The sequence below is a fragment of the Allobosea sp. 117 genome (genome assembly GCF_000702305.1).
GTDB lineage: Bacteria > Pseudomonadota > Alphaproteobacteria > Rhizobiales > Xanthobacteraceae > Ancylobacter.
Genome location: NZ_JNLC01000010.1, coordinates 602,389 through 619,497 on the forward strand (window position 1 = coordinate 602,389; position 17,109 = coordinate 619,497).

17 protein-coding genes, 1 other RNA gene and 1 riboswitch are annotated in these 17,109 nt (G+C 68.0%); of the genes, 9 read left to right on the forward strand and 9 right to left on the reverse strand.

Annotated features, from left to right (window positions below):
- Positions 1 to 13 precede the first annotated feature (13 nt).
- Together U742_RS0104855 and U742_RS0104860 are read right to left on the reverse strand one after the other, a co-directional pair.
- Positions 14 to 334: a YbaB/EbfC family nucleoid-associated protein gene (locus U742_RS0104855; RefSeq protein ID WP_029350600.1), complete on the reverse strand. Its 321-nt coding sequence runs from the start codon at positions 332 to 334 to the stop codon at positions 14 to 16.
- Positions 335 to 346: 12 nt separating this feature from the next.
- Complete coding sequence (locus U742_RS0104860; protein WP_029350602.1) at positions 347 to 2,248, reverse strand: DNA polymerase III subunit gamma/tau; 1,902 nt, start codon at positions 2,246 to 2,248, stop codon at positions 347 to 349.
- A 232-nt stretch (positions 2,249 to 2,480) separates the two neighbouring features.
- Between U742_RS0104860 and U742_RS0104865 the strand changes: the two genes are divergently transcribed.
- Complete coding sequence (locus tag U742_RS0104865; RefSeq protein WP_029350604.1) at positions 2,481 to 2,777, forward strand: hypothetical protein; 297 nt, start codon at positions 2,481 to 2,483, stop codon at positions 2,775 to 2,777.
- 42 nt (positions 2,778 to 2,819) lie between these two features.
- On the opposite strand, the gene ffs is transcribed toward U742_RS0104865, so the two are convergent.
- Positions 2,820 to 2,915: signal recognition particle sRNA small type (ffs, locus tag U742_RS22825), an RNA gene on the reverse strand.
- 190 nt (positions 2,916 to 3,105) lie between these two features.
- Here ffs and U742_RS0104870 point away from each other — a divergent pair.
- Together U742_RS0104870 and U742_RS23120 are read left to right on the forward strand one after the other, a co-directional pair.
- Positions 3,106 to 3,399 carry a hypothetical protein gene (locus tag U742_RS0104870; protein WP_029350606.1) on the forward strand — a complete coding sequence of 98 codons (294 nt, stop codon included), beginning with the start codon at positions 3,106 to 3,108 and terminating at the stop codon, positions 3,397 to 3,399.
- Positions 3,400 to 3,445: 46 nt separating this feature from the next.
- Entirely contained in the window at positions 3,446 to 4,276 is an 831-nt protein-coding gene (locus tag U742_RS23120) for a hypothetical protein (protein WP_156034130.1), read from the forward strand.
- 25 nt (positions 4,277 to 4,301) lie between these two features.
- Here U742_RS23120 and pip read toward each other — a convergent pair whose 3' ends face one another.
- Entirely contained in the window at positions 4,302 to 5,252 is a 951-nt protein-coding gene (gene pip, locus U742_RS0104875) for a prolyl aminopeptidase (protein WP_029350607.1), read from the reverse strand.
- Positions 5,253 to 5,428: 176 nt separating this feature from the next.
- On the opposite strand from pip, the gene U742_RS0104880 reads away from it, so the two are divergent.
- Complete coding sequence (locus tag U742_RS0104880) at positions 5,429 to 5,839, forward strand: HIT domain-containing protein (RefSeq protein WP_029350610.1); 411 nt, start codon at positions 5,429 to 5,431, stop codon at positions 5,837 to 5,839.
- 4 nt (positions 5,840 to 5,843) lie between these two features.
- On the forward strand, positions 5,844 to 6,788 hold the full coding sequence (nudC, locus tag U742_RS0104885; RefSeq protein ID WP_029350612.1) for an NAD(+) diphosphatase: 945 nt from the start codon (positions 5,844 to 5,846) through the stop codon (positions 6,786 to 6,788).
- A 9-nt stretch (positions 6,789 to 6,797) separates the two neighbouring features.
- Here nudC and U742_RS0104890 read toward each other — a convergent pair whose 3' ends face one another.
- On the reverse strand, positions 6,798 to 7,961 hold the full coding sequence (locus U742_RS0104890) for a 2'-deoxycytidine 5'-triphosphate deaminase (RefSeq protein WP_081852829.1): 1,164 nt from the start codon (positions 7,959 to 7,961) through the stop codon (positions 6,798 to 6,800).
- A gap of 78 nt (positions 7,962 to 8,039) precedes the next feature.
- Positions 8,040 to 8,120: riboswitch (SAM riboswitch) on the forward strand.
- Positions 8,121 to 8,168: 48 nt separating this feature from the next.
- Between U742_RS0104890 and U742_RS0104895 the strand changes: the two genes are divergently transcribed.
- Positions 8,169 to 9,395: an O-succinylhomoserine sulfhydrylase gene (locus U742_RS0104895; protein ID WP_029350615.1), complete on the forward strand. Its 1,227-nt coding sequence runs from the start codon at positions 8,169 to 8,171 to the stop codon at positions 9,393 to 9,395.
- Between the two features lie 67 nt (positions 9,396 to 9,462).
- Here the strand turns inward: U742_RS0104895 and U742_RS0104900 are convergent, their stop codons facing one another.
- Positions 9,463 to 10,251: a phytanoyl-CoA dioxygenase family protein gene (locus U742_RS0104900; RefSeq protein ID WP_029350618.1), complete on the reverse strand. Its 789-nt coding sequence runs from the start codon at positions 10,249 to 10,251 to the stop codon at positions 9,463 to 9,465.
- Positions 10,252 to 10,513: 262 nt separating this feature from the next.
- Here U742_RS0104900 and apaG point away from each other — a divergent pair, with 262 nt between their 5' ends.
- From apaG to argE, 3 genes are all read left to right on the forward strand, one after another.
- Positions 10,514 to 10,906, forward strand: coding sequence for a Co2+/Mg2+ efflux protein ApaG (apaG, locus tag U742_RS0104905; protein WP_029350619.1), 393 nt, complete (start codon positions 10,514 to 10,516; stop codon positions 10,904 to 10,906).
- 97 nt (positions 10,907 to 11,003) lie between these two features.
- The gene (locus U742_RS0104910) at positions 11,004 to 12,455 is read left to right on the forward strand and encodes a TrkH family potassium uptake protein (RefSeq protein WP_029350621.1); all 1,452 of its coding nucleotides are present in this window, start codon (positions 11,004 to 11,006) and stop codon (positions 12,453 to 12,455) included.
- A gap of 70 nt (positions 12,456 to 12,525) precedes the next feature.
- On the forward strand, positions 12,526 to 13,689 hold the full coding sequence (gene argE / locus U742_RS0104915) for an acetylornithine deacetylase (RefSeq protein ID WP_029350623.1): 1,164 nt from the start codon (positions 12,526 to 12,528) through the stop codon (positions 13,687 to 13,689).
- Positions 13,690 to 13,791: 102 nt separating this feature from the next.
- On the opposite strand, the gene U742_RS0104920 is transcribed toward argE, so the two are convergent.
- The 3 genes from U742_RS0104920 to U742_RS0104930 form a co-directional block, all read right to left on the reverse strand.
- On the reverse strand, positions 13,792 to 14,802 hold the full coding sequence (locus tag U742_RS0104920; protein ID WP_029350626.1) for an Hsp33 family molecular chaperone: 1,011 nt from the start codon (positions 14,800 to 14,802) through the stop codon (positions 13,792 to 13,794).
- 78 nt (positions 14,803 to 14,880) lie between these two features.
- A complete protein-coding gene (gene argF, locus U742_RS0104925) occupies positions 14,881 to 15,810 on the reverse strand; it encodes an ornithine carbamoyltransferase (protein ID WP_029350628.1) in 930 nt (309 codons plus the stop codon).
- Positions 15,807 to 17,015, reverse strand: a complete 1,209-nt coding sequence (locus U742_RS0104930; RefSeq protein WP_029350630.1) for an aspartate aminotransferase family protein — start codon at positions 17,013 to 17,015, stop codon at positions 15,807 to 15,809. Before U742_RS0104930 ends, argF begins: the two co-directional genes overlap by 4 nt.
- Between the last annotated feature and the right edge of the window lie 94 nt (positions 17,016 to 17,109).

Genomic DNA, 17,109 nt, shown 5'->3' on the forward strand with positions numbered 1-17,109 from the left:
GAGGTCGACCACCTCAGAACAGCTTCAGCCCCGGCGGGATGGGCAGGCCGGCGGTGAGCGCCTGCGTCTTCTCCTGGATCACCCGCTCACCACGCGCACGCGCCTCGGCATGGGCGGCGATGATGAGGTCCTCCAGCATCTCGCCCTCGTCCGGGTTGAGCAGCGTCGGGTCGATGAAGAGCTTCCTCAGCGCGCCCTTGGCGGTGAGCGTCACCTTCACCATGTCGCCGCCGGCGGCGCCCTCGACCTCGGTGTCCTCCAGCTCCTGCTGGAGTTGCTCCATCTTGGCCTGCATCTCCTTCACCTTCGACATCATGCCGAGCAGGTCTTTCATGGATCGCTCTCCTCAAAACTCGATTTCGTCGTCCGGGCCGGGGCCGTCGTCCAGCGACGCCGCGAGACCCTCGATCTCCTCGGCCGACAGGGTCGGCGCCTCGTCGGCCTCGCGCGTGGTGACATTCACGATCTGCGCGCCGGGGAACTTCGCGAGCACGGCGGAGACCAGCGGGTCGGCGCGCAGGCCCGTCATCATCTCCTCGCGCTCGGCCTTGGCCTGATCGGCGAGCGTCGGCTCGCCGTCCTCGTGCGAGAGCGCGACCAGCCAGCGCCGGCCGGTCCATTCCGAGAGCTTGTTCTGCAGCTCCTGCACCAGCGCCGGCGAGGCGCCGGAGATGAGCGCGATTTCGATGCGGCCGTCCTCGAAGGCGACCGGGCGCACCTGCGTCTCCAGCGCGAATTTGAGCCTGAGGTCGCGCCGCGTGGCCGCCAGCGCCACCACTTCGGCGAAGCTCGCGAGACGCGGGCCGGCCGGTTCGGGCGCCGCCGGGCGTGGGGCCGGAGCGGCGGCCGGTCGCGGGCTTTCCGCCGCCAGCGCGAGCCGCGCGCCGGAAGACGAAGGGCGTGCGAGCGGCGCCGCCTGCGCCGTGGCGCCCGGGCCGCCCGAGGGCGCGGAAGCGGCCCCGCCGGTGCCGGCGCCGCTCTCCTCCAGCTCCTTCAGGCGCCGCAGCGCCTCGTCGGGGGTCGGCAGGTCCGCCGCATAGGCAAGGCGCACCAGCACCATCTCCGCCGCCTGCACCGGCTTGGCTGCCTGCTGCACCTCGGAAAGCCCGCGCAGCAGCATCTGCCAGGCGCGCGACAGCACGCGCATGGAGAGCCGGGAGGCCAGCTCGCCGCCCCGCACACGCTCGGCCTCGACGAGGGAGGCGTCGGCTGCGGTGTCCGGCAGGATTTTCAGCCTGGTGACGAAATGGGTGAATTCGGCGAGATCGGCGATGATCACCGCCGGGTCCGCCCCGGCGTCGTACTGGGCGCGCAGCTCGGTCAGGGCGGTGCCGACGTCGCCCTTCATCAGCGCCTCGAACAGGTCGATCACCCGCGCCCGGTCGGCGAGGCCGAGCAGGGAGCGCACCTCTTCCGCCGCGACGGCACCGCCGCTCGTGGAATGGCCGCCTGAATGCGCGATCGCCTGATCGAGGAGGGAGAGCGCGTCGCGCACCGAGCCTTCCGCCGCGCGGGCGACGAGGCCCAGCGCCTCGGCCTCCGCCGCCACGCCCTCGGCGTCGCAGATGCTCGACAGATGCCCGGCCAGCACGCCGGCATCGACGCGGCGCAGGTCGAAGCGCTGGCAGCGGGAGAGCACCGTCACCGGCACCTTGCGGATCTCGGTGGTGGCGAAGATGAACTTCACATGCTCGGGCGGCTCCTCCAGCGTCTTCAACAGGCCGTTGAAGGCGGCGGTGGAGAGCATGTGCACTTCGTCGATGATGAACACCTTGTAGCGCGCCAGCACCGGCTTGTAGCGCGCCGCCTCGATGATCTCGCGGATGTCGCCGATGCCGGTGTTCGACGCCGCGTCCATCTCCTGCACGTCGACATGGCGCGATTCGATGATGTCGCGGCAGTGCCGGCCGAGAGTGGGCATGTCGAGCGTCGGCGCGCCGCCACCGGGAGGGCCGTCCGCCGGCTCGTAGTTCAGCGCGCGGGCGAGGATGCGGGCGGTGGTGGTCTTTCCCACCCCGCGCACGCCGGTGAGGATATAGGCCTGCGCGATGCGCCCGGAGGCGAAGGCGTTCTTCAGCGTGCGGACCATCGCCTCCTGGCCGATCAGGTCGGCGAAGGTCTGCGGGCGGTATTTGCGGGCGAGCACGCGATAGGGCGCGGCATTGGCCGACCCGGCAGGCGCGGCGGGCGCCGCGCCGAGATCGAAGCCGGGCGTGGTGTCGGGCGTGTCGAAGCTGTCCGCGCTCATGGCCCCTTCATATCATCGCCGGGCGGCGGGGAGGCAATGCCCGTCCGCCCGCCTTCGGAAAAATCGACCGCCGAACCGAGCGCGCCGGCGCGCGGAGGGCCAACCGTCGCCGCCTGCTCTCGCGGTGGTGAAAGGCAGGAAAGCAGCCTAGAATTGCAATGAGGAAGAGAATGGGTGCGCCGCGACGGGAGCGTCCCTGCGCGGCGATCATTTCGCTGGGGAGGAAAGGCCGATGACCGCGTTCAATGTCGTGCGTTTTCGAGTGAAGCCCGGCCGCGATCAGGAATTTCTGGACGCCCACAAGACCGTGGAGGCGTCCTGGCCGGGCCTGAGGCACGCCAACATCATCAAGACCGGCGAGCGCTCCTATTGCATTATTGCCGAGTGGGGCGAGATGGAGGATTGCGTCGCGGCGCGGCCGAACATGATCGCCACCCTCGATACGTTTCGCGACACGCTCGAGGACCTCGGGAACGGCCTGGGCGTCACCGATCCGGTGGCCGGCCCGGTCGCCCTGGCGCTGAAGTAGCCGCCCTCCTGCGAGGGGCAGCACGACACATATGGGGGGAAGGTGGGAGGCTGACATGCGACCCGAGACGGGCTCGTTGGGGCTGCTTCCTTCCGGACCTGACCCGGTTGGCGAGTGGCTCGTCCACCGCCAACCTCCCGCCGCCTATATCGGGCAGATGCGCCGGCGATGCAAGGGGAAGCCGCCGGGCCGGCGATGCCCTCACGAAACGTGATGCGCCCGGAATGTCGCGCGGGCGCGGATCGGAGTAAGGTGGCGGCGGATTCCGTTCCCCGACTGTATCGTCCTCGGCGCCCGTCGCCCGAGGCCTTCCGCCTGAGGTTGCGTCATGCGAACCGTGCTTCTCGCCCTTCCCCTCGCCCTCATGGCCTCGGCGGCTTCCGCCCAGCCGATGCCGAACTCGCTCTCCATGAGCTGCGCCGGCGCGCGCGATCTGGTGAGCCGCAGCGGCGCCATCGTCATCGGCACCGGGCCGCATTTGTTCGACCGCTATGTGACGAACACCAGCTACTGCTCGATCACCCAGGTCACCGAACCCGCCTGGGTCGCCACCGCCGACGACCCGCAATGCCTGATCGGCAAGCTGTGCAAGGACCGACGGTACAACAAGCGGAACCGGTGAGGGGCGATATTCTAAGAGATATTGTCTAGACAAGGGTAGGGATGCCATGGAGGAAAATATATCTGACGAATCGAAGCTTGTTGCTGCCCTTGCTGATTTAGGGGGGCGTACAAATAATGCAAAATTGAGAGAAAAATTAGGCTGGTCGACTGAAGAGTACTTGCCGATCAGAAACTCAGCGAGAACAAAAGGCCTGATAGGTATCGGAATGGGTAGGGGAGGGGTAGTTTTTCTTATAGACGCCTCTCAACAAGTGCCGGAAGTGCAGCAGAATATCACTTCTGATGGGGATCAATTAGAAGAATCGACAGAATTCAAGAAGGAGTCGGTATATTACAATAGGATTTATAAAGTACTAAATGAGGCGTGGGTGGATAGCCAGGGCCTAGATGATTATTATATTGAGATAACTGCAAGTAAGAGAGTAAGAAATTCTGGAAGGTGGACTGTTCCAGATATCGTTGTGGTGGGAAGGACGATTTGGCAGTATGTTCCTGGATTTGAATATACGATTCAAACATTTGAGATAAAAAGGTATGAGGCATTGGATAATCTGGCTGTATTTGAAGCCCTGAATCATAAGAGATCCGCTAATTATAGCTATCTAGTGGTCGTAAATTCCCCCGTTCCTAATGATGCTGATAGTATGTTGTCAAAAGAATATAAGGACAAGATAAACCCAATTAAGCAACTGTGTGAAGAAAATAATATAGGATTGATAGTTATTGGGAGAGAAAGAGAGGAAGATTATGATTCTTGGAGGTTTATTTTTGACGAGGCTGTAAAAAATAATCCTGATCCAGAAAATATAGACGGATTCATCAAGCAGTATATTAGTAATAATGGCAAGGAGGTGATTTCAAAAATGATAAGATGAAAATTTGAATATTTAAGTATTTGGCTCACCCAAGCCCATCCGTCGCCCGGATCAGCCGGTCCAGTATCCCCGGCTCGGAATAGGCGTGGCCGGCGCCCTCGATGAGGTGGAACTCGGCCTCGGGCCACGCCTTGTGCAGCGCCCACGCATAATGCGCCGGGCAGGGCATGTCGTAGCGCCCGTGCACGATCACCCCCGGAATGCCCTTCAGCCTGTGCGCGTCGCGCAGAAGCTGGCCTTCCTCCAGCCAGGCATGGTGGAAGAAATAGTGGTTCTCGATGCGCGCGAAGGCGAGCGCGTAGTGGCCGTCGGCGAAGCCCGCGAGCAGCGCGGGATCGGGCAGCAGGGTGATGGTGCTGCCCTCCCAGATCGACCACGCCTTGGCGGCGGCGAGCTTTGCCGCCTCGTCCTCGCCGGTGAGCAGGCGCCGATAGGCGGAAACCGGGTCGGCGCGCTCCTCGGCGGTCTTCAGGGGGCTGAGGAAGCCTTCCCATTTGTCCGGGAACATCTGCGACACGCCGAAGCGGTAATACCAGTCGAGCTCTCCTTGAGTGAGCGTGTAGACGCCGCGCAGGATCAGCTCGGAGACCCGCTCGGGATGGGTTTCGGCATAGGCGAGCGCCAGCGTCGAGCCCCAGGAGCCGCCGAACACCTGCCATTTCGCATGGCCGAAGCGTTCGCGCAGCCGCTCGATGTCGGCGACGAGGTGCCAGGTGGTGTTGGCCTCGAGCCCGGCATGCGGCGTCGAGCGCCCGCAGCCGCGCTGGTCAAATAAAGTGACCTCGTAGCATGCGGGGTCGAACAGCCGCCGGTGGTTCGCCGAGAAGCCGCCGCCCGGCCCGCCATGCAGGAAGACCGCCGGCTTGCCCCCCGGCGTGCCGGAGCGCTCGAAATAGATCGCATGCCCGTCGCCGACATCGAGCATGCCGCTCTCGAAGGGCTCGATGGCGGGGTAGAGGCTGCGTAGCTCGGTCATGACGGGCGATTCCGGGAAGGGCGGGGAGGAGGGGGCGACTCAAGGCGCCCAGTCTAGCGCGCGCGGGCGCGGCGTCATTCGGCGACGGAAACAGGGTGCGCAGGCCGGCGCCGTCCGATAGGGTGCGGCCGCCCACCCGCCGGCCGACCGGCCAGATACAGCGTCATATTGCCCCCGTGTCCGATTTCCTGCTCGACCCCCGCCTCGAAGCCGACACGCTGCCCGTCGGCGATCTCGCGCTCAGCCGCGTCCTGCTGATGGACGATGCGCGCTTCCCCTGGCTCATACTGGTGCCCCGGCAGCCCGGCCTCGCCGAGCTGATCGACCTGCCCGAGGCGCAGCGCCTCGTGCTGACGCAGGAAATCGACCGCGCGGCGCGGTTCCTCAAGGAGCTGACCGGCGCCCACAAGCTCAACGTCGCGGCGCTCGGCAACATGGTGCGGCAGCTCCACGTGCATGTCATCGCGCGCTTCGAGACCGACGACGCCTGGCCCTCGCCGGTCTGGGGCCGGGGCGAGCGGCGGCCCTATGGCGCCGGGGACGGTGCGGCGATGGTGGCGCGGCTGCGCGCCGGCTTTGGATTCTGAACCGATGGCGACCACCACCCTCGGCCCCTGGCCGCATCTCGGCTATTCCGGCTTCCGGCTCGACCGGGTGAGCGAGCGGCGCAAGGAATACGGCGCCTTCCTCGCCGATCCGCGCGCCCGTGCCTGCCTCATCGCCGGCGACACGCTGGTGCTGCGGCGGCAGGGCTCAGGTCTCGACGCGCTGTTTTCCGTTTCGGATGCGCGCGCGCTCGGCGGCCTCACCGAAGGGTCCTGCCTGCTTGGCCTCGACGGCGAGGTGCCGCATGCCGTGCTGCCGCTCCACGCGGCCGCCGCCGGCCAGCTCACGGAGCGCGACGATCTCGTGCTGACCGACCTGCGTACGCTGGCGGTCGAGGGTCTGGTGCCTGCCGACCAGCTCGGCCTGCTCGCCTGTGCCAAGGCGATGCTCGCCTGGCACGCGCGGCGCACCTTCTGCTCCAATTGCGGCGGGCGCCTGCGCGCCGCCGAGGGCGGCTGGCGGCGCGACTGCCCCGAGTGCGGCGCCCAGCACTTCCCCCGCACCGATCCGGTGGTGATCATGCTGATCGTCGACGGCAACGATTGCCTGCTCGGCCGCTCGCCGCGCTTCGCGCCGAATGTCTGGTCGTGCCTCGCCGGCTTCGTCGAGCCGGGCGAGACCTTCGAGGCGGCGGTGCGGCGCGAGACGAAGGAGGAGGCGGGGATTGCGGTCGGCGCCGTGCGCTATCTCACCTCGCAGCCCTGGCCGTTCCCGATGTCGGTGATGATCGGCATGCACGGCGAGGCGCTCAGCCGCGACATCGTGATCGACGCCGTCGAGCTGGAAGGCGCCCGCTGGTTCTCGCGGGAGGAGGCGGGCGAGCTGCTCTCCCGCACCCATGCGCAGGGCCTGATCGCGCCGCCGCCCATGGCGATCGCGCACCACCTGATCCGAGCCTTCGTGGAAGGACGCGACCCGCCGGCGGGGTGATCCGCCGGATCAGGCCCAGGGCCGGAAGTGCTTCGACAGCTTCAGCCCCTGCGCCTGATAATTGGAGCCGAGGCCCTCGCCATAGAGCACCTGCGGGCGCTCCAGCATGCGCTCATAGATCAGCCGGCCGACGATCTGCCCGTCCTCGAGGATGAACGGCACCTCGCGCGAGCGCACTTCCAGCACCGCGCGCGCGCCGCGCCCGCCGGCCGCGTCATGGCCGAAGCCGGGGTCGAAGAAGCCGGCGTAATGCACGCGGAACTCGCCGACCAGCGGATCGAACGGCACCATCTCCGCCGCATAGTCCGGCGGCACGTGCACCGCTTCCTTGGAGGCGAGGATGTAGAAGGCGTCGGGATCGAGCACCAGCTCGCGCCGCCCGCGCGTCACCAGCGGCTCCCAGTAATCCTCGACGTCGCAGGCCGCGCGCTTGTCGACGTCGATCAGCCCGGTATGGCGCTTGGCGCGGAAGCCGAGCAGCCCGCCGAAGCCTTCGCCGGAGAGATCGACGCTGACCGCGATGCCGTTGCCCGCGACGTCCGCCCGCGAGGCCTCGACCAGCCGCTCACGGGCGTTCAGCGCGGTGAGCGCGACCTCGTCGAGCCGGGCGTCGCCACGGCGGAAGCGGATCTGCGAGAGCCGCGAACCCTTGCGCACCAGGATCGGGAAGGTGCGCGGGCTGATCTCCAGATAAAGCGGCCCGTTATAGCCCGGCGCGATGGTGTCGAAGGCGCGCGCGCGATCGGTGATGACGCGGGTGAACACGTCGAGCCGGCCGGTCGAGCTCTTCGGGTTTGCGGCCGCCGCGATGCCGGGCGGCAGAGCGAGGGCCTCCTGCAGCTCGACGAGATAGACGCAGCCGGTCTCCAGCACCTCGCCGTCGGTGAGGTCGAGCCGGTGCAGGGCCAGTTGGCCGAGCCGGTCCTCCACCGTCGAACCGGGGCCGGGCAGGAAGCTCGCGCGGATGCGCCAGGCGACCGTGCCGAGCCGCAGGTCGAGGCTCGCCGGCTGGATCTGGTCGCCGTCGAAGGCGTCGGCCGTGCGGATCGCCCCGGCACGGGCGAGCGCGGCAATGGCATGCCCGGGCAGGATGCCCTCGCCTTCCTTCGCCAGCCCTTCCACGGCCACGCCTCTCACGGTTACGCCCGCCTCCGCCAAATACCGGTCCGTCATGACGTTCGCGCAATGCGCATCTGCGTTCGGTTTAACGGACGCGCCTCTTGACGCCAAGCCGGGCGCGGGAGTAATCCCCGGCCGTCCCGTGGTCAATTTGAGCCGACCGGCTTGCCGCCACGCTAAACAAGGTTGCTAAAAGGTCGGGGCCGCGCAGCGTTCGCGCGATGGCGTCCCCGGTCCGTCCACAAGGTACCGGAGCCGCCGATGAACGCCCCCACGCCGAAGCTGCCTGAACCGAAGCTCTCGCCCGCCGAGATCGCCGGGCTCAGGCCCGACACCCGCCTCGTGCACGGCGGCATCCTGCGCTCGCCCTATGGCGAGACGGCGGAGGCGCTCTACCTCACCCAGGGCTATGTCTACGAGACCGCCGAGCAGGCGGAGGCCCGCTTCAAGGGCGACGATCCCGGCTTCATCTACACGCGCTATTCCAACCCGACCAACGCGATGTTCGAGGAGCGCCTCGCGCTGCTCGAAGGCGCGGAAGTGGCGCGCTCGACGGCCTCCGGCATGGCCGCGGTGACCGCCGCGCTGCTCTGCCAGCTCAGGGCCGGCGACCATGTGGTGGCGGCGCGCGCGCTGTTCGGTTCCTGCCGCTATGTGGTGGAGGAGCTGCTGCCGCGCTTCGGCATCGCCTCGACCCTCGTCGACGGCACCGATCTCGCCGCCTGGGAGGCGGCGGTGCGGCCGGAGACCAAGGTGTTCTTCCTCGAGAGCCCGACCAATCCGACGCTGGAGATCATCGACATCGCCGGTGTCGCCGCCATCTCGAAGGCGGCCGGCGCGCTGCTCGTCGTCGACAACGTGTTCGCGACGCCGATGCTGCAGAGCCCGCTCGCGCTCGGCGCCGACATCGTCGTCTATTCCGCCACCAAGCACATAGACGGGCAGGGCCGCTGCCTCGCCGGCGTGGTGCTGTGCTCGCAGCAGTTCCTGACCGACCATCTGCAGACCTTCCTGCGCCAGACCGGCCCCTCCTGCGCGCCGTTCAACGCATGGGTGATGCTGAAGGGGCTGGAGACGCTGCCGCTGCGCGTCGAGCGCATGCAGGCGAGCGCGGCGGCGCTGGCCGACCGGCTGGCGGGCGAAGAGAAGATCGCCAAGGTGATCTATCCCTTCCGCGACGACCACCCGCAGCATGCGCTTGCCAAGCGCCAGATGCGCGGTGGCGGCACGCTGGTGACCTTCGAGGTCGAAGGCGGCAAGGCGGGCGCGTTCCGCTTCCTCAACGCGCTGAAGGTGGCGCGCATCTCCAACAATCTCGGCGATGCCAAGAGCCTCGTCACCCATCCGGCGACCACCACCCATCAGCGCTTCACACCCGATGCGCGGGCCGAGATGGGCATCAGCGACGGCATGGTGCGGCTGTCGGTCGGGCTGGAGCATGTCGAGGACCTCGCCGACGACCTCACGCGGGCGCTGGCGGCGGTGTGACGCTCAAAGCGCTGCCCTGAAGCTGTTCGACGCCCGGGCGCCCTGAAGCGCCCGGGGGTCGAGGCTGTCAGAAGCTCAGCCCGCAGGCCTCGCGGATCGCGAGCTGTACCGGCGACGGCGGCAGGCCCGGATCGAACTCGCCGACCGGCAGCAGCGGCGGCTGCGCCAGGAAGCGCGGGTTGCTGCCGCGATGCGGCTGCGCGGCGTGGACAAGGAACGGATGGCACAGATAGACCGTGCCTGCCGCTCCCGTGGCGAGCTCGACCTCGCACTCCGCACTCGAGGCGAAGCCATCCGCCGAGAGCTGCCTCAGCGTCGTGCCCGCGCTGCCGAAGCGCAGCAATTCCCGCGCGATGACGGCGTGCGAGCGCTTGCGTATCCGAGTCGGGGCATCGTCCGGCCCGACGTCCGAGAGAAGGAAGAGCATCAGCAGGGCGCGCCCGCTGCTCGTCACATTGGCCCGCCACTCCATGAAATCCAGGCTGTCGCCGAAGCTCATATCGACGTGCCAGCCGTCGTCGCCGGGCGTTTCCGGCGCGGGGAAGCGGATCGGGAAGGTGCCGAGGCCGCCGGGAGCCAGCCAGCGGCCCTTGCCGACGAGCCGGTCATAGGCGGCGTGCAGCCGCCCGGTATTGGCCGCCTCGACGAAGGGAGCAGACGCCTTGAACCCCACCCGCACCACCGGCCGAACCCAGGCTTCGGGTGCATCGGGCGACAGGCCGATATCGGCCCACAGCTCGTCCCTGCATCGCCGGGCGAGATCAGCGCTGAAGGCATCTTCGATCCTGACAAAACCGTCGCGGATGAAGCTTCGCACCTGACCGTCGGTCAGGCCCGCATCGTCCATTTTGGACATTGCACATTCTCCGTTCGGCTGCCGCATGCGCGGAGCCGCATTCTGATCTGATGGCGCGATGGCGCCGCGGAACGACGAGACGTCGTTCAGATCAGCGGGAAGAATGTGGACATGAACATCATGCCCTGAACCTACAGCAGCTGGCCGCCAGATCAACCACCCGGCGCGGGCAAAGCGGGACGGCGCCGTCGCTCACCCCGACGCTCTTGCTCTTCGGTGTCGAAGCAGTTTCACTGACCACGCGCGAACGCGGAAGGTTTTGATGTACCGAGCGACCACCAGGGGCGTGCAGGTGACGGTGACGCCCCGCTTCGCGCCGGAGCGCTCGGATCCCGAGCGCGGCCAGTTCTTCTGGGCTTACACCGTCGAGATCGTCAATCTCGGCATCGAGACGGTGCAGCTCAAGACGCGGCACTGGATCATCACCGATGCGCTCGGCAGGGTGCAGGAGGTGCGCGGCGCCGGCGTCGTCGGCGAGCAGCCCATCCTGCCGCCGGGGGCGCATTTCGAATATACCAGCGGCGTGCCGCTGCCGACCGCAACCGGCATCATGGAAGGCAGCTACAGCCTCGTCACGCAGGCCGGCGAGATCTTCTCGGCCGAGGTGCCGGCCTTCTCGCTCGACGTGCCGGATCCCACCCGCACCCTGAACTGATCGGCCGCCCACAGGCGGCCGGCGCGGCGCTTCCGGCGGCGGCGCGAAGCGGTTATGGTCGGGCCAGCCTCCATGCCGAACCGCGCGGTTCCTATCCGTGATCGACCTTCGCCCGATCGCCGCCGTTCTCGGCGTCCTGCTTGCCATCCTCGGCACCACCATGATGATACCGGCGCTGGTCGATCTGGTGGCGGGCCAGCCGGATTTCGTCGTCTATGTCGCGGCCTCCGCCGTCACCATGTTCGTCGGCTTCTCGCTGTGGCTCGCCGGCCGCTCCAGCGAGGTCGAGCGGCTGGACCTCCGGCAGGCCTTCCTGCTCACCGCCGCGAGCTGGGTGGTGCTGTCCGCCTTCGCCTCCATCCCCTTCATGTGGTCGCAGACCCAGCTACCCTTCGCCGACGCCTATTTCGAGGCGATGTCCGGCCTCACCACCACCGGCGCGACGGTGATCTCCAACCTCGACACCCGCCCGCCGGGCATCCTGATCTGGCGCGCCTTCCTGCACTGGTATGGCGGCATCGGCATCATCGTCTTCGCCATCGCCTTCCTGCCCATGCTGCAGATCGGCGGCATGCAGCTCTTCCGCGCCGAATCGTCGGACAAGTCGGAGAAGCTGCTGCCGCGCGCCGCCCAGATGGCCAAGAGCATCCTTGGCACCTATCTCGTGCTCTCGCTCGCCTGCGCCATCGTCTACGCCATGTGCGGCATGAGCATCTTCGATGCGGTCGCCCACGCCATGGCGACCATCTCGACGGGGGGCTTCTCCACCCACGACGCCTCGATCGGCTATTTCCACAGCGCCGCCATCGACTACGCGGCGGTTGTCTTCATGATCGCCGGCTCGCTGCCCTTCGTGCTCTATGTGCGCGTGCTGGCCGGCGACTTCAGCCGTCTGGTCGCCAACACCGAGGTCCGGCTGTTCCTGGCCCTCGTCCTGCTGTTCACGCTGATCTCCTTCATCGAGCAGGTGCGCGGCAACATCGCCCAGGGCGAGACGGCGCTGCGCTACGCGCTGTTCAACGTCGTCTCGATCATGTCGACCACCGGCTTCGTCACCGTCGACTTCACCCATTGGGGGACGCCGACCGACACGCTCTATTTCATCCTGCTGTTTCTCGGCGCCTGCACCGGCTCGACCGCCGGCGGCCTGAAGACGTTCCGCCTCGCCATCGTGGGCTCGGCGCTGGTGCAGCACTTGAAGCGCATCGTCTATCCGAACGGGGTGTTCCCGGTGCGCTATGGCGGCGCCCCGATCGGCGACGACGTCGTCGCTTCGGTGCTGTCCTTCATCTTCCTCTATCTCGGCACCTTCGCGGTGCTGGCGCTGGTGATCAACGCCCTCGGCTTCGACATGGTCACCGCCTTCTCGGCGTCGGTGACGGCGGTCGCGAATGTCGGCCCCGGTCTCGGGCCGGTGATCGGTCCGGCCACGAATTTCGTCGCCCTGCCGGATTCGGTGATCTGGATCCTGTCCTTCGGCATGCTGATGGGGCGCCTCGAGCTGTTCACCGTGCTGGTGCTGTTCCTCCCCCGCTTCTGGATGCGCTGACGATCATGCGAGTCGCGGGCTTGGCGGTGCTGCGACGCACAACTATGCTCGGCGCAGGGATGGAGGACGCATGCTGACCCCGCGAACGAGCACCGAGGAAATGCTGGCCCGACTGGTCGCCTTCGACACGACCAGTCGCCGGTCCAACCTCGATCTCATCGGCTTCGTGCGCGACTATCTGAGCTCTTTCGGGATTGAGAGCGTCCTCGTCCCCAACGCGGAGGGCGACAAGGCCAGCCTGTTCGCCACCATCGGCCCGGGCGACCGGCCCGGCATCTGCCTGTCCGGCCACTCCGACGTGGTGCCGGTCGACGGACAGGTCTGGGCGAGCGAGCCTTTCGAGCTGACGCCGGTCGGCGACCGGCTCTATGGCCGCGGTAGCTGCGACATGAAGGGGTTCGTCGCCACCTGCCTCGCGATGGTGCCGGAGATGGTGGCGGCGCCTCTGGTGACGCCGGTCCACCTCCTCGTCTCCTATGACGAGGAAGTCGGCTGCGTCGGCGTGGTGCCGACCGTGCGCAGGCTCGGCGTCGATCTGCCGCTGCCACGCGCCTGCATCGTCGGCGAGCCGACCAGCATGCGGGTGGTCGACGCGCACAAGTCCGGCGTCGCCTACACGACGCGGGTGAAGGGCCGCGAGGCGCACGCCTCGATGCCGCATCTCGGCGCCAACGCCATCTTCGCCGCCTGCGAGCTGGTCGGCGAGCTCGACCGCTACCGGCAGGAGCTGATCGCCTTCGGCGACCCGACCGGCCGCTTCGATCCGCCCTTCACCAGCCTGCAGGTCACCGTCATGGAAGGCGGCACCGCCGGCAATATCGTTCCGAAGGACTGCGCCGTCCGCTGGAACATGCGCGGCCTGCCCGGCTTCGACGAAGAGGCGCTGCTGGCGCGCTTCGAGCGCTTCGCGCAGGAGGTGGTGCTGCCGAAGCTGCGGGAGACCGCGCCCGAGGCCTCGATCGTGAACGAGTTCATCTACAAGGTGCCCCCGCTCGCCCCGGAGCCGGGCTCGGAGGCCGAGACGCTGGCACTGAGGCTCGCCGGGCAGAACCGCACCTACACCGTCGCCTATGGCACGGAGGGCGGCCATTTCCAGGCCCAGGGCGTTCCCACCATCATCTGCGGGCCGGGCTCGATCGACCAGGCGCACAAGCCGGACGAGTTCATCGACGTGGAGCAGTTGCGCGCCTGCGAGCGCTTCCTGCGCGGGCTTGTCGCCGAATGCGCGGGTTAGGAGAAAACGTCATCCCGGCCGAGCGTCAGCGAGAGCCGGGATCGCTCTCCGATTGGCACGCGATCCCGGATCGGCCTACGGCCGTCCGGGATGACGCTTCAGTCATTGCGCGTCGGCGCCCTTGTCCTCCGGCCCGACGACCTCTTCGGCCTTGAACTCGTAGCTGCGCCCGCAGAACTCGCAGGTCACGGTGACCTTGCCGTCCTCGACGAGGTCGGCGCGCTCCTCCGGCCCGAAGCTCGCGAGCACGTTCATCACCCGCTCGCGCGAGCAGGAGCAGCGGGCCGCGATGGCCTCTGTGTCGAACACGCGCACGCCGCGCTCGTGGAACAGCCGGTAGAGCAGCCGCTCGCTGGACAGCTCGGCATCGACCAGTTCGAGGTCCTCGATCGTCCCCACCAGCGACTGCGCCTCGACCCAGGCGTCGTCCTCCGCCGTCTCGGGCAGCACCGTGCCCTCGGGCGCATCGCCCGGATCGAGATCGACCGGCGTGACGCGCCCGCCTTCGGTCGGCAGGAACTGCACCATCAGCCCGCCGGCACGCCAGGACGAGGCCGCGCCGCCCGGGCGCACCTCCTCGGCGACGGCCAGGCGCACCCGCGTCGGGATCTGCTCGGACTGGCGGAAATACTGGTGCGCCGCGTCCTCCAGCCCGCCGCCCTCGAGCGCGACGACGCCCTGATAGCGGTTAACGTGAACGCCCTGGTCGATGGTCATGGCGAGATGGCCGCGCCCGAGCAGGGCGCCGCTGTCATGCGCCTTCCCGTTGAGCGCGGCGAGGCGCTCGGCGTCGAAGCGGGCATAGGCGCGCACGTCGTGAGGGGCCGAGAAATCGACCACCAGCAGGTCGACCGGCCCGTCGGTCCGGGTCTGCAGGATGAAGCGCCCGGCGATCTTCAGCGTCGAGCCGAGCAGCACGGTGAGCGCCACCGCCTCGCCGAGCAGCCGTTTGACCGGCGCCGGATAGGCGTGATGCGCGAGGACGGCATCGAGCGAGGGGCCGAGCCGCACGACGCGGCCGCGCACGTCGAGCGCGTCGATGTGGAAGGGCATCACCCGGTCGTCGATCGCGTCGGCGCGGGGTGAGCGGGCGGTGAAATGTTCTGCTGTCATGATGGCTCCGCCGCCCATATAGGTGCGCCGCCCTCGATTGCGAGGGGCATGTGCGAGGGGCCTGTGAAGCCCCTCGTTTCAGATGCTGGCGCCTTCGAGGCACCAGGCGAGGATGCCCTTCTGCGCGTGGAGGCGGTTCTCCGCCTCGTCGAACACCACCGACTGCGGCCCGTCCATCACCTCGTCGGTGACCTCCTCGCCGCGATGCGCCGGCAGGCAGTGCATGAATATCGCCCCCGGCGCCGCGCGCTTCATCAGCGCCGCGTTGACCTGATAGGGCTTCAGCAGGTTGTGCCGCCGTTCCGCTTCCTCGTCCCCCATGGAAACCCATGTGTCGGTGATGACGCAGTCGGCGCCCGCGACCGCCGCATCGGCGTCATTGCCGAACTGCACGCGGGCGCCGGTCGCGCGCACCCAGTCGACCAGCGCGGGGCGCGGCGCCAGCTCCGGCGGCGTGGCGACGTTCAGCGCGAAGTCGAAGCGCTGCGCGGCCTGCACCCAGGAGGTCAGCACGTTGTTGGCGTCGCCCGTCCAGGCGACCGTGCGCCCCTCGATCGGCCCCTTGTGCTCCTCGAAGGTCATCAGGTCGGCCATGATCTGGCACGGATGCGAGTCGCGCGTCAGCCCGTTGATCACCGGCACGGTGGCGTGCTCGGCGAGCTCGGTCAGCGCCGCATGGTCGAGGATGCGGATCATGATCGCGTCGACATAGCGCGAGAGCACCTTCGCCGTGTCGGCGATGGTCTCGCCGCGCCCGAGCTGCATCTCGGCGCCGGTCAGCATGATCGTCTCGCCGCCGAGCTGGCGCATCGCCACGTCGAAGGAGATGCGGGTGCGGGTCGAGGGCTGATCGAAGATCATCGCCAGCACCTTGCCGGCGAAGGGCTTCGCGCTCGCCACCGCCTCGCGCCGGCTCTTGAGGTCGCGCGAGAGGTCGATGAGCTTGCGCAATTCGCCGGCAGGCAGGGCGTCGAGGTCGAGGAAGTGCTTCACGCCATTGACGCTCATGCGGCGGCTCCCTTGACCGCCTCGGGCTTCAGCGCCGCCTCGAGCTTCGCGCAGGCCGCGTCGATGCGCTCGAAGGCGCCGTCGATCTCCGCTTCGCCGATGTTGAGCGGCGGCAGCAGGCGCACGACATTGTCGGCTGCCGCCGGCGCCAGCATCCCCTCCGCGCGCATCGCCGCGATCAGCTCGCCATTGGGCACCAGCGTGCGCAGGCCGAGCAGCAGCCCTTCGCCGCGCACCTCGGCGATGATCGCCGGGTGGCGGTCCTTGAGCTCGGCGAGGCGCTGGCGCAGGCGCAGCGCGGTGTCGCGCACGCGTTCGAGGAAGCCGTCCTCCAGCACCACGTCGAGCACCGCATTGGCCACCGCCATGGCGAGCGGATTGCCGCCATAGGTCGAGCCGTGCGTGCCGGCGGTCATGCCCTTCGCCGCTTCCGCGGTGGCGAGGCAGGCGCCGACCGGGAAGCCGCCGCCGATGCCCTTGGCCACCGCCATGATGTCCGGCGTGATGCCGGCCCATTCATGGGCGAACAGCTTGCCGGTGCGCCCGACGCCGCACTGCACCTCGTCGAGCACCAGCAGCAGGCCGTGCTCGTCGGCGAGCGCGCGCAGCTCGCGCAGGAACGGCCACGACGCGCCGCGCACGCCGCCTTCGCCCTGCACCGGCTCGATGAGGATGGCCCCGGTCTCCGGCCCGATCGCCGCCTTCACGGCCGCGAGGTCGCCGAACGGCACCTGGTCGAAGCCGGGCATGGCCGGCCCGAAGCCTTCGAGATATTTCGGGTTGCCGCCGGCCGCGATGGTGGCGAGCGTGCGACCGTGGAACGCGCCCTCGAAGGTGATGATGCGGTAGCGCTCCGGCTGGCCGTTCGCCGAATGATATTTGCGCGCCATCTTGATCGCGCATTCGAGCGCCTCGGCCCCCGAATTCGTGAAGAACATCGTGTCCGCGAAGGTGGCGTCGGTCAGCCGCCTGGCGAGGCGCTCGCCGCCTTCGATGCGGAACAAATTGGACAGGTGCCAGAGCTTGCCGGCCTGCTCGGTCAGCGCCGCGACGAGATGGGGATGCGCATGGCCGAGCACGTTGACCGCGATGCCGGCCGTGAAGTCGAGATATCGCTTGCCATCCTTCGTGAAGAGCCAGGCGCCTTCGCCGCGCTCGAAAACGAGGTCAATCCGGTTGTAGGTCGGCAGGACGGGGTCGATCATATCCCCTCCCTTTCTCTGGCAGGCCAATGACGATGGCGTTGGGTGGCGGCGTGTCGGGATGGCAGGCTTACTCGGAACAGTAGGCGTAACGGCA